Source organism: Citrobacter sp. On2M, from assembly GCF_018035235.1.
Classification (GTDB): Bacteria; Pseudomonadota; Gammaproteobacteria; order Enterobacterales; family Enterobacteriaceae; genus Citrobacter; species Citrobacter meridianamericanus.
Map to the genome: position 1 here is coordinate 785,283 of NZ_WPCV01000004.1, position 22,813 is coordinate 808,095.

A 22,813-nucleotide genomic window follows, 5' to 3' on the forward strand; every position below is an offset into this window, starting at 1 on the left:
GTTGGCTGCATTCGCTTACCCCAGTCACGTACTGATGTACGTTCCTGAGGGTTTGCTCTTTTGCCGCCGTGACACAACTTGAATGATTTTGCGTATTTACGAGCGACTAGTGAATATCGCAACATAACGAGGAAAACCATGTCACATCTCGCAGAGCTGGTTGCCAGTGCAACGGCCGCCATTAACCAGGCTTCAGATGTTGCCGCGTTAGACAATGTCCGCGTCGAATATTTGGGCAAGAAAGGGCATCTGACCCTTCAGATGACTACCCTGCGCGAACTGCCGGCGGAAGAGCGTCCGGCTGCAGGTGCGGTGATAAACGAAGCCAAAGAGCAGGTTCAGCAAGCGCTCAACGCGCGTAAAGCCGAATTAGAAAGTGCTGCGCTGAATGCACGTCTGGCTGAAGAAACGATCGATATCTCCCTGCCAGGGCGTCGCATCGAAAACGGCGGTTTGCATCCGGTAACACGTACTATCGACCGTATTGAAAGTTTCTTCGGTGAGCTGGGCTTTACCGTGGCGACCGGTCCGGAAATCGAAGATGACTATCACAACTTCGATGCACTGAATATTCCTGGCCATCACCCGGCGCGCGCTGACCACGACACTTTCTGGTTTGATGCGACGCGTCTGCTGCGCACACAGACTTCCGGCGTGCAGATCCGCACCATGAAGGAAAAACAGCCACCGATTCGTATTATCGCCCCGGGTCGCGTATATCGTAACGACTACGATCAGACGCACACCCCGATGTTCCATCAGATGGAAGGGCTGATTGTTGATACCAACATCAACTTCACCAATCTGAAAGGTACGCTGCACGATTTCCTGCGCAACTTCTTTGAAGAAGACCTGCAGGTTCGTTTCCGTCCTTCCTACTTCCCGTTCACCGAACCTTCTGCGGAAGTGGACGTGATGGGCAAAAACGGTAAATGGCTGGAAGTGCTGGGTTGCGGAATGGTTCACCCGAACGTGCTGCGTAATGTCGGCATCGATCCGGAAATATACTCTGGCTTTGCATTCGGCATGGGTATGGAGCGTCTGACCATGCTGCGTTACGGCGTGACCGATCTGCGCTCTTTCTTCGAAAACGATCTGCGTTTCCTCAAACAGTTTAAATAAGGGCAGGATAAAACAATGAAATTCAGTGAACTGTGGTTACGCGAATGGGTAAACCCGGCGATTGATAGCGATGCGCTGTCAAACCAAATCACGATGGCGGGTCTGGAAGTTGACGGTGTGGATCCTGTTTCCGGCGCGTTCAACGGCGTTGTAGTGGGCGAAGTGGTTGAGTGCGCTCAGCACCCGAACGCTGATAAACTGCGCGTCACCAAAGTGAATGTAGGCGGCGAGCGCCTGCTGGATATCGTCTGCGGCGCGCCAAACTGCCGTCAGGGGCTGAAAGTGGCCGTGGCAACCGTTGGTGCCGTTCTGCCGGGCGATTTTAAAATCAAAGCCGCGAAACTGCGCGGTGAGCCGTCTGAAGGTATGCTGTGTTCGTTTTCCGAGCTGGGCATTTCCGACGATCATAACGGTATTATCGAACTGCCAGCCGATGCGCCAATTGGTACGGATATCCGTGAATATCTGAAGCTTGACGATAATACTATCGAAATTAGCGTCACCCCGAACCGTGCCGACTGCTTAGGGATTATCGGTGTCGCACGTGATGTTGCTGTGCTGAACAAAGCTCCGCTGGTTGAGCCGGAAATGGCACCAGTAGCCGCAACCATTAGCGACGTCCTGCCGATTCAGGTCGAAGCTGTGGAAGCCTGCCCACGCTATCTGGGCCGTATGGTGAAGGGCATCAACGTTAAAGCGCCAACCCCGCTGTGGATGAAAGAAAAACTGCGTCGTTGCGGGATCCGCTCTATTGATGCCGTGGTTGACGTAACGAACTATGTGCTGCTCGAACTGGGTCAGCCAATGCATGCTTTCGACAAAGACCGCATTGAAGGTGGGATTGTTGTCCGTATGGCAAAAGAGGGGGAAACCCTGGTATTGCTGGACGGCAGCGAAGCGAAGCTGAACGCGGATACGCTGGTGATTGCAGACCATAACAAAGCGCTGGCGATGGGCGGTATCTTTGGCGGCGAACACTCCGGTGTGAATGATGAAACGCAAAACGTCCTGCTGGAATGCGCATTCTTCAGCCCGCTGTCTATTACCGGTCGCGCACGTCGTCACGGCCTGCACACCGATGCGTCTCACCGCTATGAGCGCGGTGTCGATCCTGCGCTGCAACATAAAGCCATGGAACGCGCTACGCGCCTGCTGATTGATATCTGCGGTGGTGAAGCGGGTCCAATTATTGACGTGACGAACGAAGCCACGCTGCCAAAACGCGCAACTATTACGCTTCGTCGTAGCAAACTTGATCGTCTGATTGGGCACCATATTGCGGATGAGCAGGTGAGCGATATTCTGCGTCGTCTGGGTTGTGACGTTACGGAAGGGCAAGATGAGTGGAAAGCGGTAGCCCCAAGCTGGCGTTTCGACATGGAGATCGAAGAGGACCTGGTCGAAGAAGTCGCCCGCGTGTACGGTTATGACAATATCCCGAATACGCCAATTCAGGCGGGGCTTATCATGGGTACGCATCGTGAAGCGGATTTATCGCTGAAACGTGTGAAAACCATGCTGAATGATAAAGGCTATCAGGAAGTTATTACCTACAGCTTTGTCGACCCGAAAGTTCAGGCGCTGCTGCATCCAGGTGAAGAAGCGCTGCTGCTGCCAAGTCCAATCTCTATTGATATGTCGGCAATGCGTTTGTCCCTGTGGACCGGCTTGCTGTCTACAGTAGTGTATAACCAGAACCGTCAGCAGAACCGCGTGCGTATTTTCGAAACGGGTTTACGTTTTGTACCGGATACGCAGGCCAACCTCGGGATCCGTCAGGATCTGATGCTGGCGGGTGTGATCTGCGGTAACCGTCATGATGAACACTGGAATCTGGCAAAAGAGACCGTTGATTTCTATGATCTGAAAGGCGATCTGGAGGCGGTGCTCGACCTGACCGGCAAACTGGCGGACATTCAGTTCAAAGCTGAAGCAAATCCAGCCCTGCATCCAGGTCAATCTGCGGCGATTTATCTGAAAGGTGAACGCATTGGTTTCATTGGGGTTGTTCATCCTGAACTGGAACGTAAACTGGATCTGAACGGTCGCACTCTGGTGTTTGAACTGGAGTGGAATAAGCTCGCAGACCGCGTGGTGCCTCAGGCGCGTGAAGTTTCTCGCTTCCCGGCGAACCGTCGCGACATCGCAGTTGTTGTGGCAGAAAACGTTCCCGCTGCGGATATTTTATCCGAGTGTAAGAAAGTTGGCGTAAATCAGGTAGTTGGCGTAAACTTATTTGACGTGTACCGCGGTAAGGGTGTTGCGGAGGGTTATAAGAGCCTCGCTATCAGCCTGATCCTTCAGGATACCAGCCGTACACTTGAAGAAGAGGAGATTGCCGCTACCGTCGCCAAATGTGTAGGGGCATTAAAAGAGCGATTCCAGGCATCATTGAGGGATTGAACCTATGGCGCTTACAAAAGCTGAAATGTCAGAATATCTGTTTGATAAGCTTGGGCTTAGCAAGCGGGATGCCAAAGAACTGGTCGAGCTGTTTTTCGAAGAGATCCGTCGTGCTCTGGAAAATGGTGAGCAGGTAAAACTCTCTGGTTTTGGTAACTTCGATCTGCGTGATAAGAATCAACGTCCGGGACGTAACCCGAAAACGGGCGAAGATATTCCCATTACAGCACGGCGCGTGGTGACCTTCAGACCCGGACAGAAGTTAAAAAGCCGAGTCGAAAACGCAACGCCCAAAGAAGAGTGATTTAACGATCAGCTAAGTCACTTGCTCTGCCATCAAAGCGGCAGCGCAAACCATGATATATAACTAAAAAGGCCGCTCTGCGGCCTTTTTCCTTTTCACTACCGAATCAGCACCGTAGAATCACCTTCATCTCTTTTCAGCAGAATGGAAAACATGCTGACTTTCGCTCATCTACAGCAGCGACGAAATGTGCGCTGGATATTGTCACTGTCAGTACTGATGCTGCTAGCAACGATTCTAAGCTTGTGCGCAGGAGAACAGTGGATCGCCCCTGGCGACTGGTTCAGTGCCCGCGGCGATCTGTTCGTCTGGCAAATCCGACTTCCCCGAACCCTGGCCGTTTTGCTGGTAGGCGCTGCGTTGGCCTTATCTGGCGCAGTGATGCAAGCTCTGTTTGAAAACCCGCTGGCGGAGCCTGGGTTATTGGGCGTGTCTAACGGTGCAGGGGTAGGACTCATCGCGGCAGTGCTGCTGGGACAGGGCCAGCTTCCAGGCTGGGCGTTGGGTTTATGCGCCATCGCCGGGGCGCTGATTATCACGCTTATTTTGCTCCGTTTCGCCCGTCGCCATTTGTCTACCAGCCGCCTGCTGTTGGCGGGGGTGGCGCTGGGAATTATCTGTAGCGCGCTAATGACATGGGCCATCTATTTTTCCACGTCTTTCGATTTACGACAGCTGATGTACTGGATGATGGGAGGTTTCGGCGGCGTCGACTGGCATCAGGCCTGGCTAATGGTGGCGCTGATCCCAGTACTGGTGTGGATCTGCTGTCAGTCGCAGCCGATGAATATGCTGGCGCTGGGGGAGACTTCTGCACGCCAGCTGGGGCTGCCATTGTGGTTCTGGCGTAATCTGCTGGTTGTCGCTACGGGCTGGATGGTTGGCGTCAGCGTGGCGCTGGCGGGGGCGATTGGCTTTATTGGGCTTGTGATCCCACATATTCTGCGGCTGTGCGGTTTAACCGATCATCGCGTGTTACTGCCGGGCTGTGCGTTGGCTGGCGCTATCGTATTACTGTTAGCTGATGTTGTCGCGCGTCTGGTGTTGGCCTCGGCTGAGCTGCCTATCGGCGTGGTGACGGCCACCATGGGCGCACCGGTATTTATCTGGCTATTGCTAAAAGCCGCGCGCTAGAACGTGTTGGTTCGGTCTATGATTAAAAACTGAAAATCCACTTGTTGTTCTGGAGATGCTATGCAAAACACTATCCTCGATACAGAAGTGATCACCATCGACGGTGAGGTTACCTCACTGCAGCCGTATTCCGGAAATGTGCTGTTAATTGTCAACGTGGCGTCAAAATGTGGGTTGACGCCGCAATATGAGCAACTGGAGAACCTACAGAAAACCTGGCATCAGCAGGGTTTCACCGTACTTGGATTCCCTTGCAACCAGTTTCTGGGCCAGGAGCCGGGCAGCGAAGAGGAAATCAAAACGTACTGCAGTACTACCTGGGGGGTTACCTTCCCGATGTTCAGCAAGATTGACGTTAACGGCGAGGGACGCCATCCACTGTATCAGAAACTGATTGATGCCGCGCCAACAGCCACTACGCCTGTGGAGAGCGGATTCTATGAGCGCATGGCGAGTAAAGGTCGGGCGCCGCTCTACCCGGACGATATTTTGTGGAATTTCGAGAAGTTTTTAGTGGGGCGAGATGGTCAGGTATTGCAACGATTCTCACCCGATATGACGCCTGAGGATCCCATCCTGGTGCAGTCCATCAAGAAGGCGCTGGTAAACTAATGTCTCGATTGATGCAGCTACAGGACGTAGCGGAATCAACCCGGCTCGGCCCGCTTTCCGGTGAGATAAAAGCGGGGGAGATCCTGCATTTAGTGGGCCCTAACGGCGCCGGAAAGAGCACGCTGTTGGCGCGGATGGCGGGTCTGACGACCGGAGAAGGCAGTATCACCTTTGGTGATATGTTGTTGGACGAATGGCCAGCGGCAAAGCTGGCGCAATATCGTGCCTATCTTGCGCAACAGCAAAACCCGCCGTTTGCGATGCCGGTCTGGCATTTTCTGACGCTGCATCAACCAGATAAAGCACGTACCGATCAGCTACAGGACGTCGCCGATACGCTTGGGCTTGGAGATAAGCTGCCACGTAGTGTGAATCAGCTCTCCGGCGGAGAATGGCAGCGCGTGCGCCTGGCAGCGGTTATCCTGCAGATTTGCCCGCAAGCGAATCCCTTTGGCCAGCTTTTACTGCTGGATGAGCCGATGAACAGCCTGGACGTGGCGCAACAAAATGCACTGGATCGGTTGTTGAGTCAGCTGTGTTTGCAGGGCATCGCGATTGTTATGAGCAGCCATGACCTTAATCACACCTTACGCCATGCGCATAAGGCCTGGCTCCTTAAACGCGGGAAGTTGCTTGCCAGCGGCCCACGGGATGCAGTGCTGACGCCAGCTAATTTGACTGCGGCTTATGGCGTAAACTTCCGTCGTTTGGACATTGAAGGCCACAGAATGCTCATATCAACCACTTAAGTTAAATGGGTTCTTGAAAATCATATAATTTCCACGCTAAATTGGTATAAAAATATAATTCAGAGGATTCTTCCTGAATGCGCTTTTGGCTTATTTTCATCACAGCATTGTTTTTGGCGGGCTGCAGCAGCCATCGTGCTCCTGCGCCAAATGCTCGCTTGTCGGATTCTATCGCCGTTATCGCCGGTCTGAATGACCAGCTACAAACCTGGCACGGAACACCCTATCGTTACGGTGGCATGAGTCGTAGCGGGGTAGACTGTTCTGGATTTGTTTTGATGACAATGCGCGACAAATTCGATCTGCAACTCCCGCGTGACACACGCACACAATCAAAGATTGGTACCGAAATTGATAAAGATGATTTGCTGCCAGGCGATCTGGTTTTCTTTAAAACCGGATCAGGGGAAAGCGGTCTGCATGTCGGAATTTACGATACCAACAATCAATTTATTCATGCCTCAACCAGTCGCGGAGTTATGCGTTCGTCACTGGATAACGTTTACTGGCGTAAAAACTTTTGGCAGGCGCGACGTATTTAATCCTCATAAGACACAAGGCTGCCAACGACTGCGCAGCCTCGACATCACCATTTGAAAGTTAACTTTTATTTCTGCCGCCAGCCGAACAATAACCCTGAGCAATAAGAGCGTATTTTGCTAAAAATATGATTTATTCCGAGATATTAAAAAGTGCAAAGCTGGATATTCGCTTATAATCAGGATAAGCTAAAAAAAAGGATTCGATTTACTGGCTAAAAAGGGAAAAATGAAAGAGCCTCTACTTGCATCAGCAATAACGTATTTCTCCATCCTTTGCTACAGGATGCCGGATAACACCTATGCAGAGGGGCTGGCACGATGATTGTTTCACTGGATACGCTATACCATTCAGAGTTTTCTTTTCTTCCTGCGAGAAGCGAAAAAGGCGATCTTGAATACGTTGATATCATCACCAGTTTTGCCAGTGAGCAGGGGGGCGTGCGTATACCCACCGAGCTGGTACTGCCTCGGATGTCGGACGATGAGCAATGTCGCTTATTTACCGAAAAGCTTGATTTAATCGAAACGTGCCAACATTTTTTTATTCAACGAAAAGTTTCTGCCTGGATTAATTTAACGCCGGCAATTGCTAATACTTTATTATCAGATGATAAATTTGCTTCACAAGTTGAACGATTTTCGTTTCTGGAAATGGCAATTAATGAAAACTTTCCAGAGTTAAATAATGGAAGAGAGAATCCAACGCTGGCTGCATTGGCGGCGCGATTTCCATTAGTACTGACAAACTATGGTGCTGGCGGGATATCTACCCGGGCAATTTTTGATGGGCTGTTCAAACGCGTCGTGTTGGATAAAAACTTTGTTCAACAAAGGATTGCACATATTTCATTTGAGCCATTTATGCGGGCTATCCTGGCGCAGATATCTCCCTGTAGTGAGTCCGTCATCATTAGCGGTATTGATACACCAGAGATGTTAGCACGTGTATTACCTCTGGGATTCAGTGCCATGCAGGGAGGATTATGGCCTGCCGTGCCTCCTGCGCAGATAATTTCGCTCGCTAAGAGATGACCCTATTATTTGCTGGTGTTTAACAGACTATTAACAGTCTACACTAGAGGCAGGAGGCCCTATGACCCTGTCTTTTACCACCCGCTGGCGTGATGAGTTACCAGCAACCTATACAGCTCTTTTGCCTACTCCCCTGAAAAATGCGCGCCTGATCTGGCATAACGATGCGCTGGCGGAGCAATTAGCGATACCGGAGTCGCTATTTGATATTCCAACCGGTGCAGGTGTTTGGGGAGGCGAATCGCTGCTGCCCGGGATGTCGCCTGTAGCGCAAGTTTATAGCGGGCATCAGTTCGGCGTTTGGGCAGGCCAGCTTGGCGATGGCCGCGGGATCCTACTAGGCGAACAACAACTTGCGGATGGCTCAACGCTTGACTGGCACCTGAAAGGGGCCGGGCTTACGCCTTATTCCCGCATGGGAGATGGGCGCGCCGTGCTGCGCTCGACAATTCGCGAGAGCCTGGCCAGCGAAGCGATGCATTATCTGGGCATACCGACCACGCGGGCATTGTCGATTGTGACCAGCGACACGCCGGTGTATCGCGAAACGGTAGAAGCAGGAGCGATGCTCATTCGTGTGGCGCAAAGCCATATGCGCTTTGGCCATTTTGAACACTTTTACTATCGTCGCGAGCCGGAAAAAGTGCGCCAACTGGCTGACTTTGCGATTCGGCATTACTGGCCGCAATGGCAGGAAGAAGCCGATAAGTATCTGTTGTGGTTTAATGATGTTGTCACGCGTACTGCAACACTAGTCGCTGACTGGCAGGCGATAGGATTCGCGCATGGTGTGATGAACACGGACAACATGTCGATTCTGGGGCTGACGATGGATTACGGTCCATTCGGTTTTCTTGATGACTACGTGCCCGATTTTATCTGCAACCACTCAGACAATCAGGGGCGATACAGTTTCGATAATCAACCAGCCGCGGCGCTGTGGAACATGCAACGTCTGGCGCAAACCCTGTCACCATTTATCCCGGTCGAGGCGCTCAATGATGCGCTGGACAGTTACCAACGGGCACTGTTGACTCGCTACGGTCAACGGATGCGGCAAAAACTCGGTTTCTTTAGTGAGCAAAAAAACGATAACGATCTGCTTAGCGAACTGTTTAGTCTGATGGCGCGAGAAAGAAGTGATTATACGCGAACGTTTCGCATGCTCTGCCAAACGGAACAACACAGTGCGCAATCCCCGCTGCGCGATGAGTTTATCGACCGCGCGGCGTTTGACGACTGGTTCGCTCGGTATCGCGCGCGCCTGCAGCAAGACGGCATCGCCGATGCGGTCAGACAAACGCAGATGAAAGCGACAAATCCGGCAATGGTGTTACGTAACTGGCTGGCGCAGCGGGCGATTAGTCAGGCGGAGCAGGGGGATTACGCCGAACTGCATCGGTTGCATTCAGCGTTGCGTACTCCGTTTGTCGATCGTGATGATGACTATGTCAGCCGTCCTCCTGACTGGGGTAAACGGCTGGAGGTGAGCTGTTCGAGCTAAGGTGCCAGAAACACCTGCGGGGACACGGTGGCCGGATGCTGACCAACGTGTATCTGAGCACCGTACCAGTGCTGCAGATCATCGGCCTGTAACACAGCCGCCGGCGTTCCCTGCGACACCAGCCTGCCGTTGTGCAGCAGCACTATTTTGTCTGCCCACAATGCGGCGAGGTTCAGATCGTGAAGCACAATACACACATGTAGCTCTTGTGACGCGGTGAGCGTCTTCAGCAGGCGCAACAAATGCTGCTGGTGATAAAGATCCAGCGCCGAAGTAGGCTCATCAAGGAATAACCAGCCACGAGGCGCACCGTCGCACCAAAGTTGCGCCAGCGCACGGGCCAACTGTACGCGCTGTTGTTCGCCGCCGGAAAGCGCGGCGTATTGCCGGCCCGCCAACGGTGTGCATCCGGTCATTTCCATCACCTGAGCGATGAGTCGTGGCTCCGGCCGCGGCGTCCAGGGCGCGCGTCCCATCGCGATAACGGCCTCTACCGGCCAGTCAAATCCCAGCCGTGTTTGCTGGCGCATCACTGCCCGATGTCGTGACAGCGTCTGGGGAGGCCATTCATCCAGCGGTTTGTCCGCCAGCATGCAGCATCCACTCGCCGGTTGCAGAAAACCGGTCAGCAGGCGCAGCAGGGTGGATTTCCCCGCGCCGTTTGGGCCAATGAGCGCCACCAGTTCACCTTTTGCGAGGGAGAGGGATACGTCGTTAATCACCGCTCTGCCAGCCACACGATAATGAAGCCCTTCAGCGATAAAATGTTCAGCCATGCGGTCCTCGCTGACGAAAAATAAGCCATAAAAACCACGGAGCGCCAAGGAGACTGGTTAACAGACCGACTGGCATCTCCGCAGGCGCAACCGCCGTACGGGCCAGCGTGTCGGCAACCAGCAATAAAAACGCGCCCGCCAGCACGGAGCCGGGGATAACGGCCCGATGGTCTGAACCGAGCCACATACGCATTAAATGTGGGATAACCAACCCGATGAAGCCAATGACACCGGTTACCGCTACGGCTGAGGCAACCAGCAATGCGCTACACAGTAGCAAAATACGTTGAACGCTACGCACATCTACACCGAGATAATGCGCGTCTTCTTCACCCAACTGCAGCAGGTTCAGCGCCGGTGCCAGACGCCAGATGGTCAGTACCGTCGGGATAGTCAGTGACGTGACAGCCAGCAGCGTTGGCCACTGCGCGGTCCCCAGACTTCCCATCCCCCATAACGACAACTGGCGCAATTGCGCATCATTACTGACCCATGACAAAACGCCAACCGCCGCTCCGCAGAGCGCGTTAATTGCAATACCGACCAGTAACAGACGTGAGAGTGAACCGCCGCGCTGTTGGCTGAGGATAAAAATCACTACCGTTGCCGCCAGGGCGCCAATAAAAGCGGCCAGCATTGGGGCGTACAGCATCAACAATGCGGGTAAAGAGACAGGTAGCACGACCCATAAAGCGACGGCGCAGGCGGCACCGCTGCTTATGCCCAGCAATCCCGGATCGGCAAGCGGGTTGCGAAACAGTCCCTGCATCACGCAGCCTGCGAGCGCCAGAGCGCCACCAATGATTAACGCCAGCAGAACGCGCGGCAGACGAATTGTGAGCCAAATTTGACGCAGCGCTTCATCGCCATCGCGCCAAAGCAGACTTACCGGCAGGCGCAACGCGCCAAAACCGGTAGCCAGGATGGTTGCCACGACCAACATGAAGGCGAGTGCCCATAAAGAACAACTGATTCGTCGGGACATCAGGGCAATTGCTCTGCTTTGGCACGAAGCTGCAATATCGCCTGTGGCGTGCGTATGCTAAAGCCGAGCAGCGCCATATCGTCAATCTGCAATACCTGTTTATTCCGTCCAGCTGGCGTCTGCGCAAGACCCGACAGCGCCCACAGGTTCGCTTCGCCACCCATCGCCTTAACGCCATCTTGTGAAATCACTACCAGATCGGGCTGGCTGGCAATGACGCCTTCTTGTGACATCGGCTGATAGCGGGTAACGCCCTGCATGGCATTGCGCAAACCGGCGGCACGAATCGCCGCATCGGCTCCGGTTTGTTGACCTGCTGCCATCGCGGTCATTCCGCCATGATTGAGAATAAACAGTACGCGTTTGTTAAGTCCGGATGACGGCAATGCCGCCAGTTCCTGACGTAAGCGGGTGCGCAGCGTTTCGCCCTCATCCTCCCGGTGGGTTGCTTCGGCGATGACGCGGATTTTTTCATCAATCACGTTGAGATCGTTGCTCGCCGGGATCGTGACAACCCTGACATTGCTCTGCTCAACCTGTTTTAGCGCCAGAGAGGGCTGCGCCTGTGCGCTGGCAAGGACCAGCGTAGGGCGGGTGGCAAGGATCCCTTCGGCGTTGAGTTGGCGCAAATAGCCCACATCCGGCAATGCGGTTGCCGCTTCCGGCCACTGGCTGGTGCTGTCGAGCGCCACAAGAGATGACTGTGCGCCCAACGCGTAGACAATCTCCGTGACATCCCCACCGAGCGCAACAACTCGTTCCACGGGCGCAGCCAGCGCTGCGATGGGCAGCAGAGCAATCAGGACCAGCAGTTTTTTCATGCGGCAAGTCCTTTCGGCGTGAGCGCGTCAATCTGTGCGCGCCATTGCGTCTGCTCAGGTTCGCCTTCCGTACGTTGACCATACAACTGGGCGATTTGCGTGCCGTCGGCAGCAAACAGTTCCAGACTGGTGACGTGGCCATCGGCGGTCGGTTTGCGCGTTACCCACGTTTCTGCCACGCTCTCTTCCAGCAGATGTAAGGTAAATGCCGGGTTGAATATATTCAGCCAGCCTTTCATCGACACCAGTTTTTCTATTACGCCGGTAAAAATCTGTACGCACCCGCGATTACCTACGAAGACCATAATTTCATTGCCATCCTGGCGTGCGGCATCAAGTATCTGCGCCAGTGCACGATTAGAAACTTTGCAGGCCAGATCGTCACCAACGAGATTAAATGCCTGTTGACGGGTGAGCTCGTGGCGTTTCAGCAGACCGAAGAACTGATGTACATCGGTCATGGCTCGCCACTCTTGATCAACCGTATGCGCATCGACCGTGATGGCGGCTGGTGCAGACGTGTTAGCAGGTTGCAGTACCAGTGGCGGGTTTTCAGCGAAGATGAAACGGGTCAGCAACGCAGCCCATTCCTCAACGAGAGTATTCTGTGTGGCATAGACTTTCAGCAGCGCATCCCCCTGATGGTCAAAGAACTGAATGCTCTGACGCTCGCCGTGGGCCGTGGTCTCACTGATATGGAAGGCGCTTGCCCACTGATTAAGGAACAGACGCAGGTCGAGGGCGCGCGGATTAAGAACCAGTCCGGCATGACCGTTCAGGTGCTGATTGGTAAAAGCGCCAACCTGTTCATGCACCGCATATTCGTTGCGGCAAATGCATTTGGTTTCGCCTACGGTTTCCAGTGCGCCGAGGATTTCGCGGACTTTGCCACGTAAGCGCCAGGCGTCATGGCCGACACGCGCAAAGGTCAGCTCGGCTTCACTAATATTCATCAACCCTGCAATATCGCGTGCGTATTTACCGGGATTTTCTTTCTTCAGTTCCAGCCAGCATGTGTAATGATTCATTGTCTCTTCCTTCCAGATTGCTACCCCGGCGAACCGGGGAAAAGTGATTACCACTGATAACTCACGAAAATTTTGCCATTGCGACCATCCTGCGGAATGCCTTGCGGCGACCAGTACTCTTTGTCGAAGGCGTTGCCCAGCACCAGCGTGGTGGTCATGCCTTTCAGCGCTTGTTGACCCTGATAGCTCACGTAGAAATCGTTTACCGCATAGCCGGGCTGTTTAGCGTAGCTGCTGCTGATATGCGTGGAGCGGTCGGCAAATGTCCCTATCCAGCCCACGGAGAATCCGCTGTGCGCAACCGGCACATTTAGTTTGCTGGTGACGGTGTCCGGGTTAATGCTGGAAATGTATTCGCCCGTGTCAGTATCTTTGCCGCGCGTACGGTTATAGGCCATGTCGAGGCTGAATAAGTCGGCGGTATATTTCGCCATGACGTCCCAACCCCAAATTTTGGCGTTGGGGACGTTATAGGACATCGTTGTTGCGGCAGCAAAGTCGACGCTGGTGGAGATGTAATCTTTCGCTTTGGTGTCGAAATAGCTGGCTTTAAATTCGAGCGCATCGCTTGCCATCAGCAGATCGTCAAAGCGCAGGCCAAATCCGTATTCCTGCGTTTCGTTGGTTTCCGGACGCAGGTTAGGATTGGGTACCCAGTAGTTAGTGTAGAAACGACCAATAGAGAAATGTTTAGCATCGTTATACATCTCGCCCATGGTCGGCGCACGGAAGGCCTGAGCGTATGAACCGAACAGCATCAGCCAGTCGGCTGGCGTAACGGTGAGTCCGGCGCGGGACGACCATTTGTCGGCATCAACATCCGCGTAACCATCGCTGCTACCGCGATACGAGTCATAACGGGTCCCACCGAGCAGCGTAACCGGCAGGTCGCGCAGGGTGATTTCATCCTGTAGCCAGCCGGAGCTGAAATCGATCTTTGCCTCCGGGAAACCGGTGGTTGTGCCGCCAGGCTGTTGTTCCTGACGATAATATTCGCCGCCATAGGTCAGCAGGTGAGAGGCAAAAGAGTCGGTAAACAGGCGGCTGCGATTGTCGATTTTACCGCCTTTGGTGGTCTGTTTGCGAAATTCGCTGGTGTTATCCATGTTTTGTGCATTAATGCGCGCTTCGGACCAGTAAATACGGGCATCCGCGTTCAGCCAGTCATTGTCTGCCGGAGCGAGCGAGTAGGTCAGTTGCGCATCGCGCTGGATGGTTGAACGGTCAGTCATCGGGTTGCTGGTGGCATCCGTCGCGCTGGTTTGTGGGTTCTTAGGTTCACGGGCCTCATTGTTGTAGTAGCGTAACGAGCCTGCCAGCGTCTGGGCGCCGTCAATTTTCCAACTGCCTTTCGCCAGCATATTGTTGATCGCTTCGTCGTTTGGCGCCGTAGTACCGTCGCTCTGGCGCAAATCACCTCGATCGCGACTCGACCATGCAAGCAGTCCGTCCAGCGTATCGGTGCGCCCAAACGCGCTGGCGCCCATACCGAGGCTGTGATCGCCGGTTCCCGCAGTACCAAATACGCGGTAACCGCTGTTTTTTCCGGCTTCCAGCAGATCCTTGGCATCCGCAGTGTCATACGCGATCACGCCGCCAAGTGCGCCGCTGCCGTACAGCAGTGCAGAGGGACCGCGTACGACTTCGATGCGTTTGATAAGCGCCGGGTCGAGGAAGGTACTGTTCAGGTGCCCGGTATCAGTTCCTTGGCGAACGCCGTCAACCAGCACCAGAACGCCGCGTCGATCGTAGCCGCGCAGATTCACGTCCTGACCGTTGGTGCGCCCCGTGCCATCGAGGGTCAGCCCTGGAACCTTGCGTAGCAGGTCAGCAGCCGAACTGGCGGTCTGGTTTTCCGGGGCGGTGGCATCTATCACGCTGACCATCATTGGCGCTTCAAAGACGCTACGGGCGTTGCCGGTGGCGGTGACGGTCATATCTTCGACCGCTGCATACGCGATGGCGGGCAGGCTACTGACAATCGCCAGCGCCAACAGCGAAGGACGTAGGGATGCGGTGTGCAGGTATGGCATAGCAACTCTCCATTAGGAAATCGAAAAGCGCTGGCTGCCTGGGTATGACCTGGGTGGCTGGCGAACAGTATTGTTTATTTGGTCAGAATGAGTTTTCCGGTTTGGGTCTGGCGCAACAAGTAGTGCTGACCATCATGTTCTATGATCACACGTCCTTCTTTACCCAGCAGGCTTTTGCTGTCAATTTGACGCTCATTTGGCGCGGCAGAAGGCGGTGCATTTTCTTTTGCAGACGTTGTTGTTGAGTTATCCATACGTGACATAGTGTTTAAAAATAACAATCAATGTAACAATGATAATCATTATCATCAAACAGCAAATTTGCGGCAAGCATTTTTGTGAAATAATTGTGACGAGAACGGATTTTGTACAGCAAAGAGGGGGAAAACATAGGATTAGCACCGGGCAACGTAGTGTTACCCGGCGAACAGCATTAAAAACGGCTATCAACCGCAGAGGCGAGTTTTTCAACCAGCAGTTCGGTATCCTCCCAGTTCAGGCACGGGTCAGTAATGGACTGACCGTACACCAGCGGCTGGCCGCTAACGATTTTTTGCGTACCTTCACGCAGGAAACTCTCGGCCATAATCCCGGCAATCGCCGTCGAACCATTACGAATTTGCAGACAGACGTCATCGCATACTTCCAGCTGACGACGATGCTGCTTCTGGCAATTGCCGTGACTAAAATCGACCACCAGATGCTCAGGCAGCGAAAATTCGTGCAGCGTATCGCAGGCGGCGGCAATATCTTCCGCATAATAATTCGGTTTTTTACCGCCGCGCATGATGATATGCCCGTAAGGATTACCGCTGGTCTGGTAAATGGTCATCTGGCCGGTTTTATCCGGTGAGAGGAACATGTGACTGGCGCGAGAGGCACGAATTGCATCGACGGCGATACGCGTATTGCCATCTGTACCGTTCTTAAAACCGACCGGGCAGGAGAGCGCGGATGCCATCTCGCGGTGGATTTGGCTTTCGGTGGTGCGCGCGCCAATGGCTCCCCAACTGATTAAATCGGCAATAAACTGACCGGTCACCATGTCGAGGAATTCTGTTGCCGTCGGTACGCTTAATTCATTAACCTGCAACAGCAGTTTACGCGCCAGTTCAATGCCGTGATTTACGCGGTAGCTGCCGTTTAAATCCGGATCGGAAATTAAACCTTTCCAACCCACGACGGTGCGCGGTTTTTCAAAATAGGTGCGCATTACGATTTCCAGACGCGCCTGATGTTTCTCGCGCAGGGCCTGCAAACGCGTCGCGTATTCCATGGCGGCATCAAGATCGTGAATCGAGCAGGGACCCACGATCACCAGCAAACGCGGGTCTTCACCATTTAAAATTTTTTCTATCCGGCGTCGGGATTCCGTGACATGACGGGCGACGGAGGACGAAACAGGATACCGTTGCGCAAGCTCTGCTGGAGTGACCAGGTTGTCAATACGCGCAGTACGGAGTTCATCGGTTCTGTTCATTATTTGTCTCAGAAATTTGTTGCTTCAACGGCAGGACTACCGGGAAGTGATGTACATCACAATATCACACTCATCCTGCCTGGTGGCGAGCATCATAACAAAAAATCGAACCAATGAACTAGCGTTCTAGTACATGCGCCGATTCAGCCCCATAATGTCGAGGATCTTGGTAGCAATCTCTTCTACCGAATAATTGGTACTGTTCAGCCATGGGATTTGATTTTTCCGGTATAGCGCTTCTACCTCAGCAACTTCCATCCGGCACTGGCGCAGCGAAGCGTACCGACTGTTCTCCCGGCGTTCTTCGCGGATTGCCGCCAGGCGCTCTGGGTCGATGGTCAGGCCGAACAATTTATGCTGTAACGGCTTCAGGGACGCTGGCAGTACCAGATTATCCATATCATCGGCAATAAAGGGGTAGTTGGCGGCGCGAATACCAAACTGCATCGCCAAGTACAAACTGGTCGGGGTTTTGCCGCAACGGGAAACGCCAAGCAGGATCACCTGCGCCTGATCGAGGTTGCGCAACGAAATACCATCGTCATGGGCAAGGGTGTAATCAATAGCGGCAATGCGCGCGTCGTATTTGTTGAGATTACCGGGATTCAGACCGTGGGTGCGATGGGCGATTGGCGTGGGATCGAGCTTCATCTCGTGCTGCAGCGGAGCAACCAACGCCTGCACGATATCCTGACAAAACCCCTCGCTTTGCAAAATGATTGAGCGTATTTCTGGCAGGACGATGGAGTAGAACACCAGAGGACGCACGCCAGTTTGTTGGTAGATCGCGTCAATCTGGTCTTTTACCGCCCGCGCACGGCTCTCATTTTCCACAAACGGCAGCGTAATGCTGCTGATCGTGACCGGAAATTGCGACATTACCGCGTGGCCCAATACCTCGGCGGTGATGGCCGTACCATCAGAAATATAAAATACATGACGATCAACAGCATTATCCATTTTGCTCATCCTGGGCAGACATAATTCTCTGAAAGCATAAATTAAAATTCGCCAGAAGCGAATATTGCTGCATCTTTTTTATAAAATGAAACGGTATTTTTATATTTAATGAAAAGTACATTTCATTTTTCGGAACAAATGTTTATACCGGTAGTTTTTGTGGAAATCCCCTGTGGCTCGCGGGTTTGCGCAAATGCGGAAACAATCTGAAAAAATAAAAAATAAAGTTGCTTGAACGATTCACCGTTTTTTTCGCTGGAGTAAATATGCAAAGATAATTACGCAAAATTGAGTTTTCTAACCTCGTTCAAATATAAGGATTGTTCGATGTCCAACAATGGCTCGTCACCGCTGGTGCTTTGGTATAACCAACTCGGCATGAATGATGTAGACAGAGTTGGGGGCAAAAATGCCTCCCTGGGTGAAATGATTACTAACCTTTCAGGTATGGGTGTTTCCGTACCGAATGGTTTTGCAACGACCGCCGATGCGTTTAACCAGTTTCTGGACCAAAGCGGTGTAAACCAGCGCATTTATGAGCTGCTGGATAAAACGGATATTGACGATGTCACCGAGCTTGCAAAAGCCGGCGCGCAGATCCGCCAGTGGATTATCGACACTCCTTTCCAGCCGGAGCTGGAAAATGCCGTCCGCGATGCTTACGCGCAGCTGTCAGCGGACGATGCCCATGCATCTTTTGCCGTACGTTCTTCCGCCACCGCAGAAGATATGCCAGATGCGTCATTTGCCGGGCAGCAGGAAACCTTCCTCAACGTCCAGGGATTTGATGCTGTACTGGTTGCTATCAAACACGTATTTGCCTCGTTGTTTAACGACCGTGCGATCTCTTATCGTGTCCATCAGGGTTATGACCATCGTGGCGTAGCGCTCTCTGCGGGTGTGCAGCGGATGGTGCGCTCAGACCTCGCGTCTTCCGGCGTCATGTTCTCCATCGATACCGAATCCGGTTTCGATCAGGTGGTGTTTATCACGTCTGCATGGGGCCTGGGCGAGATGGTCGTGCAGGGGGCCGTTAACCCGGATGAATTCTATGTGCACAAACCGACGCTGGCAGCTAATCGTCCGGCTATCGTCCGTCGCACAATGGGTTCGAAAAAAATCCGTATGGTCTACGCGCCAACCCAGGAACACGGTAAGCAGGTAACGATTGAAGATGTCCCGCAGGAACAGCGCGACATTTTCTCCCTGACCAATGCTGAAGTGCAGGAACTGGCGAAGCAGGCGGTACAGATCGAGAAGCACTACGGTCGTCCGATGGACATCGAATGGGCGAAAGACGGTCATACCGGCAAGCTGTTTATTGTGCAGGCGCGTCCGGAAACCGTGCGTTCTCGTGGCCAGGTGATGGAGCGTTATACGCTGCATGCGCAGGGTAAAATTATTGCTGAAGGTCGTGCCATCGGTCACCGCATTGGCGCGGGTCCGGTCAAAGTCATTCAGGACATCAGCGAAATGAACCGTATCGAACCCGGCGATGTGCTGGTGACTGACATGACCGACCCGGATTGGGAACCGATCATGAAGAAAGCTGCGGCGATTGTCACCAACCGTGGCGGTCGCACCTGTCACGCGGCGATCATCGCCCGTGAGCTGGGGATCCCGGCAGTGGTTGGCTGTGGCGATGCTACCGAGCGCATGAAAGACGGTGAGAAGGTTACTGTCTCCTGTGCCGAAGGTGACACCGGTTATGTTTACGCTGACATGCTCGACTTTAGCGTGAAGAGTTCCAGCGTCGAAACCATGCCGGATCTGCCGTTGAAGGTGATGATGAACGTCGGTAACCCGGACCGCGCTTTCGACTTCGCCTGCCTGCCAAACGAAGGTGTTGGCCTGGCTCGTCTGGAATTTATCATTAACCGCATGATTGGTGTACACCCTCGCGCGCTGCTGGAGTTCGATGACCAGACGCCTGAGTTGCAAAACGAAATCCGCGCCATGATGAAAGGTTTCGATTCTCCACGTGAATTCTACGTGGGTCGTCTGACGGAAGGGATCGCGACGCTGGGGGCGGCGTTTTATCCGAAACGCGTCATCGTGCGTATGTCTGACTTTAAGTCCAACGAATATGCCAACCTCGTCGGCGGTGAGCGTTATGAGCCGCATGAAGAGAACCCGATGCTGGGCTTCCGTGGAGCGGGCCGTTACGTTGCTGATAGCTTCCGCGACTGTTTCGCGTTGGAATGTGACGCAGTGAAACGTGTCCGTAACGATATGGGCCTGACTAACGTCGAAGTGATGGTACCGTTTGTACGTACCGTTGCCCAGGCGAAAGCGGTGGTGGAAGAGCTGGCACGCCAAGGGCTGAAACGCGGTGAGAACGGACTGAAGATCATCATGATGTGTGAGATCCCGTCCAACGCCTTGCTGGCCGAGCAGTTCCTCGAGTACTTCGACGGCTTCTCCATCGGCTCAAACGACATGACGCAGCTGGCGCTGGGTCTGGACCGTGACTCTGGTGTGGTTTCTGAACTGTTTGATGAGCGTAACGACGCGGTGAAAGCTCTGCTGTCGATGGCGATTCGCGCAGCCAAGAAACAAGGCAAATACGTGGGTATCTGCGGTCAGGGTCCCTCTGACCACGAAGACTTCGCGGCCTGGCTGATGGAAGAGGGGATCGACAGTCTGTCGCTGAACCCGGATACCGTCGTGCAGACCTGGCTGAGCCTGGCTGAACTGAACAAGTAACATTATGCCGGATGGTGGCGTAAGCGCGTTATCCGGCCTACGGTGAGTATCATTCGTGGGCCGGATAAGATGCGGTAGCATCGTCATCCGGTATTTTATCCTTCCACGCTTAAGCCTGATGCAATATTGTCAGTACAGTGCGCAGATCGGTCACTGCGATTTGCCCCGGAGCAGATGCTTTTTTCACCGCACCGAACGTGGCTGCTGAACCAAAAACCTCGCCAGCTAAACGAGAAATCACCCCGTTTTTTGCCATCGACATCGTGATAATTGGACGATCGGCATAGCGTTCATGCATTTCCAGCGTCGCGCTGAGCAGCGTCAGCACATCCGTTTTGCATTGCGGCATCAGCGCAATTTTGGGGATATCGGCGTCCAGTTCCTGCATTTTACGCAGACGCTGAACAATCTCCTCAGCGGCCGGCGTTTTATGAAAATCATGATTCGACATAATAACCAGGACTTTTTTGGCGTGAGCTTGCTCAACGGTTGCTTTCACCTGCGCATCACCAGTGAATAGCTCGAGATCGATCATATCCACCAGACCACAGTCTATCGCTGCACGGTTTAGTGCGAAATAGTCTTCAGCAGGTAAGGCCTGCTCGCCGCCTTCCTGCGCAGTACGGAAGGTAAAAAGTAACGGCTTGTCAGGCAGAATCTCGCGGATGGCGCGCGCAGCGTCCAGTACTGCGTCAATGGATGCGACATCGGCAAAATGGTCAACGCGCCATTCCAGAATATCGAAATCCGCTTCGCGATAGGTCAGCGCTTCACTTTTTACCATTGCGATGTCTTTAGCCATCAGTGAGACAATGATCTTCGGCGCACCCTTGCCAATTACGACATTTCTTACAGTTACGGTTTTCATTGATTACCCTATAAATATTGGCTGATATCTGTCCGTCAGCCCCCTGAGCCTTCAACAATATCACGGTTTTGTGCTTGATATCGAAACCACTTTTTTAATTGGTACAGACCGTTGAATGGTGGGAAAGTTAAGAAAGGAGAGTATGGCGATTAGAAGGGTACGAAGGACAAAAAAAAAGCCCATCGTGGGAGATGGGCAAAGACTACACACAGCAATTCGTTGTTTCACTCAGGGGATTTCCATGCTTATAAATCAATGTGTTGATCTAAAGCCATGGGCTAATAGTAGGCATACGGCTTTTTAACGTCGATCAGATTCATCTCAATAGTTTAAAAACTGTAAAGAATTTGCGACACAAATGAGTGTTTAAAGAAGGGCAACGTTGGGTCTGATTCAGTAAATGGGAGGGATTAATTAGAATTGTTAAACAGTCAGGCAGCTGTGCCGCCTGACGTGGGATTACTTATTGCGTTCTATTTCAGCAATTTCTTCGAGGATTGTATCCGGATCGCTATCCGGCGCAGGGGCTTCGTTTACCCATGCGGAGAACAGACGCCAGGAAACAGCCAGGACCACCGGGCCGATAAACAGGCCAATCATGCCGAATGCAATTAGTCCACCGATGACCCCTGAGAGAATCAGGATCAATGGTAAATCGGCACCCATACGAATCAGCATCGGGCGAATCACGTTATCCAGCGTTCCGACCACACCGCTCCACACGAGCAGCACTGTGCCCCAGGTTGAATCGCCCGTCCAGTACAGCCAGATAATGGCCGGGACCAGCACCGGCAAGGGGCCCAGCTGTACCAGACAAGAGAGGATCATCACCACTGCCAGCAGCGTGGCATACGGCACGCCGGTTACCGCCAAACCAATACCGCCGAGCACGGCCTGCACCAGTGCGGTGACCACGACGCCTAATGCGACGGCGCGAATGGCCTGTGCTGCCAGCAGAATGGCGGCATCGCCGCGTTTGGATGCCAGGCGGCAAGCGAAGTGACGAATACCTAACGCTACCTGTTCACCGCGCCAGTACAGTAGGGCACTGAACAGCAGCATCAGACCACAGTGCATCATAAAGCGGCCAATATGTGCAGCCTGACCGACGAACCAGGTTGTCGTCGTGCCAATATAAGGACGAACCTTCGCCATGATGGCCGAGCCGCCCATATCCAGCAGGCTGTGCCATGCGGCATACATTTTGGCGCCGACTAACGGAATACTATTCAGCCACGCCAGATCCGGCAGCGTCATATCGCCTGCGGTTACGGCATGGATCAACGGCCCGCTGCCATCCACAATGCTATTAACCAGCAGCGCGATAGGAATGATAAACAACAGTACCAGCAGCAGGGTCATCACCAGCACGGCCAGCGAGCGACGCCCCCAGAGCAGTTTTTGTAAGCGTAGCAGGATGGGCCAGGTCGCAATGACCACCGTACCTGCCCAGGCAAAACCGAGGATAAAGGGTTGAACAATCCAGAGACACGCCACAATCATGATGGCTAAAAACAGCACCGATAGCAGCACTTGTGCAATATCCCTGGGCTGACGGAAATTTACCATAAATACTTTTCACCTTTGTCTTTGCGTCAGAACGTTGACGCGACGTGAACATCTAAATGACACCCTGTAATGATGAGCAATTTCAGCGGTTTTGAACAGGTGGATTCTGCCTGTAAATCTGCTGAGCGTATTAGAAAAAAATGTGATACAACAAACAAAGCAACACGCAAACGATTAAATTCACA

20 protein-coding genes and 1 other RNA gene are annotated in these 22,813 nt (G+C 53.2%); 10 read left to right on the forward strand and 11 right to left on the reverse strand.

Annotation, left to right across the window (positions count from 1 at the left end; translation table 11 throughout):
• Positions 1-138: 138 nt before the first annotated feature.
• From pheS to selO, 9 genes are all read left to right on the forward strand, one after another.
• Positions 139-1,122: a phenylalanine--tRNA ligase subunit alpha gene (gene pheS / locus On2M_RS14140; protein WP_103770153.1), complete on the forward strand. Its 984-nt coding sequence runs from the start codon at positions 139-141 to the stop codon at positions 1,120-1,122.
• Between the two features lie 15 nt (positions 1,123-1,137).
• On the forward strand, positions 1,138-3,525 hold the full coding sequence (pheT, locus tag On2M_RS14145; RefSeq protein WP_210905001.1) for a phenylalanine--tRNA ligase subunit beta: 2,388 nt from the start codon (positions 1,138-1,140) through the stop codon (positions 3,523-3,525).
• 4 nt (positions 3,526-3,529) lie between these two features.
• Positions 3,530-3,829, forward strand: a complete 300-nt coding sequence (ihfA, locus tag On2M_RS14150; RefSeq protein ID WP_003030571.1) for an integration host factor subunit alpha — start codon at positions 3,530-3,532, stop codon at positions 3,827-3,829.
• Between the two features lie 153 nt (positions 3,830-3,982).
• Positions 3,983-4,963 carry a vitamin B12 ABC transporter permease BtuC gene (gene btuC, locus On2M_RS14155; protein WP_151225373.1) on the forward strand — a complete coding sequence of 327 codons (981 nt, stop codon included), beginning with the start codon at positions 3,983-3,985 and terminating at the stop codon, positions 4,961-4,963.
• 60 nt (positions 4,964-5,023) lie between these two features.
• Entirely contained in the window at positions 5,024-5,575 is a 552-nt protein-coding gene (locus tag On2M_RS14160; protein WP_151225374.1) for a glutathione peroxidase, read from the forward strand.
• On the forward strand, positions 5,575-6,324 hold the full coding sequence (gene btuD / locus On2M_RS14165) for a vitamin B12 ABC transporter ATP-binding protein BtuD (RefSeq protein ID WP_151219020.1): 750 nt from the start codon (positions 5,575-5,577) through the stop codon (positions 6,322-6,324). Before On2M_RS14160 ends, btuD begins: the two co-directional genes overlap by 1 nt.
• 77 nt (positions 6,325-6,401) lie before the next feature.
• A complete protein-coding gene (locus On2M_RS14170; RefSeq protein ID WP_151219021.1) occupies positions 6,402-6,866 on the forward strand; it encodes an NlpC/P60 family protein in 465 nt (154 codons plus the stop codon).
• A gap of 318 nt (positions 6,867-7,184) precedes the next feature.
• Positions 7,185-7,898, forward strand: a complete 714-nt coding sequence (locus tag On2M_RS14175) for an EAL domain-containing protein (protein ID WP_210905002.1) — start codon at positions 7,185-7,187, stop codon at positions 7,896-7,898.
• Between the two features lie 61 nt (positions 7,899-7,959).
• Positions 7,960-9,402: a protein adenylyltransferase SelO gene (selO, locus tag On2M_RS14180; RefSeq protein WP_210905003.1), complete on the forward strand. Its 1,443-nt coding sequence runs from the start codon at positions 7,960-7,962 to the stop codon at positions 9,400-9,402.
• On the opposite strand, the gene On2M_RS14185 is transcribed toward selO, so the two are convergent.
• The 8 genes from On2M_RS14185 to ppsR form a co-directional block, all read right to left on the reverse strand.
• A complete protein-coding gene (locus tag On2M_RS14185; protein WP_210905004.1) occupies positions 9,399-10,178 on the reverse strand; it encodes a heme ABC transporter ATP-binding protein in 780 nt (259 codons plus the stop codon). The genes selO and On2M_RS14185 overlap by 4 nt on opposite strands.
• Positions 10,171-11,163: an iron ABC transporter permease gene (locus tag On2M_RS14190; RefSeq protein WP_210905005.1), complete on the reverse strand. Its 993-nt coding sequence runs from the start codon at positions 11,161-11,163 to the stop codon at positions 10,171-10,173. Before On2M_RS14190 ends, On2M_RS14185 begins: the two co-directional genes overlap by 8 nt.
• Complete coding sequence (locus On2M_RS14195; protein ID WP_187252539.1) at positions 11,163-11,984, reverse strand: hemin ABC transporter substrate-binding protein; 822 nt, start codon at positions 11,982-11,984, stop codon at positions 11,163-11,165. Before On2M_RS14195 ends, On2M_RS14190 begins: the two co-directional genes overlap by 1 nt.
• A complete protein-coding gene (chuS, locus tag On2M_RS14200) occupies positions 11,981-13,012 on the reverse strand; it encodes a ChuX/HutX family heme-like substrate-binding protein (protein WP_210905006.1) in 1,032 nt (343 codons plus the stop codon). Before chuS ends, On2M_RS14195 begins: the two co-directional genes overlap by 4 nt.
• Positions 13,013-13,059: 47 nt before the next feature.
• Positions 13,060-15,045, reverse strand: coding sequence for a TonB-dependent hemoglobin/transferrin/lactoferrin family receptor (locus tag On2M_RS14205; protein ID WP_210905007.1), 1,986 nt, complete (start codon positions 15,043-15,045; stop codon positions 13,060-13,062).
• A 74-nt stretch (positions 15,046-15,119) separates the two neighbouring features.
• Positions 15,120-15,308, reverse strand: coding sequence for a hemin uptake protein HemP (gene hemP / locus On2M_RS14210; RefSeq protein WP_151219026.1), 189 nt, complete (start codon positions 15,306-15,308; stop codon positions 15,120-15,122).
• Positions 15,309-15,478: 170 nt separating this feature from the next.
• On the reverse strand, positions 15,479-16,525 hold the full coding sequence (gene aroH / locus On2M_RS14215; RefSeq protein ID WP_151219027.1) for a 3-deoxy-7-phosphoheptulonate synthase AroH: 1,047 nt from the start codon (positions 16,523-16,525) through the stop codon (positions 15,479-15,481).
• Between the two features lie 126 nt (positions 16,526-16,651).
• Positions 16,652-17,485 carry a posphoenolpyruvate synthetase regulatory kinase/phosphorylase PpsR gene (gene ppsR / locus On2M_RS14220; protein ID WP_003030553.1) on the reverse strand — a complete coding sequence of 278 codons (834 nt, stop codon included), beginning with the start codon at positions 17,483-17,485 and terminating at the stop codon, positions 16,652-16,654.
• A gap of 327 nt (positions 17,486-17,812) precedes the next feature.
• On the opposite strand from ppsR, the gene ppsA reads away from it, so the two are divergent.
• A complete protein-coding gene (gene ppsA / locus On2M_RS14225) occupies positions 17,813-20,191 on the forward strand; it encodes a phosphoenolpyruvate synthase (protein ID WP_187252536.1) in 2,379 nt (792 codons plus the stop codon).
• Between the two features lie 109 nt (positions 20,192-20,300).
• Here ppsA and aroD read toward each other — a convergent pair whose 3' ends face one another.
• The 3 genes from aroD to ydiK form a co-directional block, all read right to left on the reverse strand.
• Complete coding sequence (gene aroD, locus On2M_RS14230) at positions 20,301-21,059, reverse strand: type I 3-dehydroquinate dehydratase (RefSeq protein ID WP_187252535.1); 759 nt, start codon at positions 21,057-21,059, stop codon at positions 20,301-20,303.
• A gap of 167 nt (positions 21,060-21,226) precedes the next feature.
• Positions 21,227-21,334: antisense sRNA RprA (rprA, locus tag On2M_RS14235), an RNA gene on the reverse strand.
• A 184-nt stretch (positions 21,335-21,518) separates the two neighbouring features.
• Positions 21,519-22,628, reverse strand: a complete 1,110-nt coding sequence (ydiK, locus tag On2M_RS14240) for an AI-2E family transporter YdiK (protein WP_151219029.1) — start codon at positions 22,626-22,628, stop codon at positions 21,519-21,521.
• Positions 22,629-22,813: the final 185 nt, after the last annotated feature.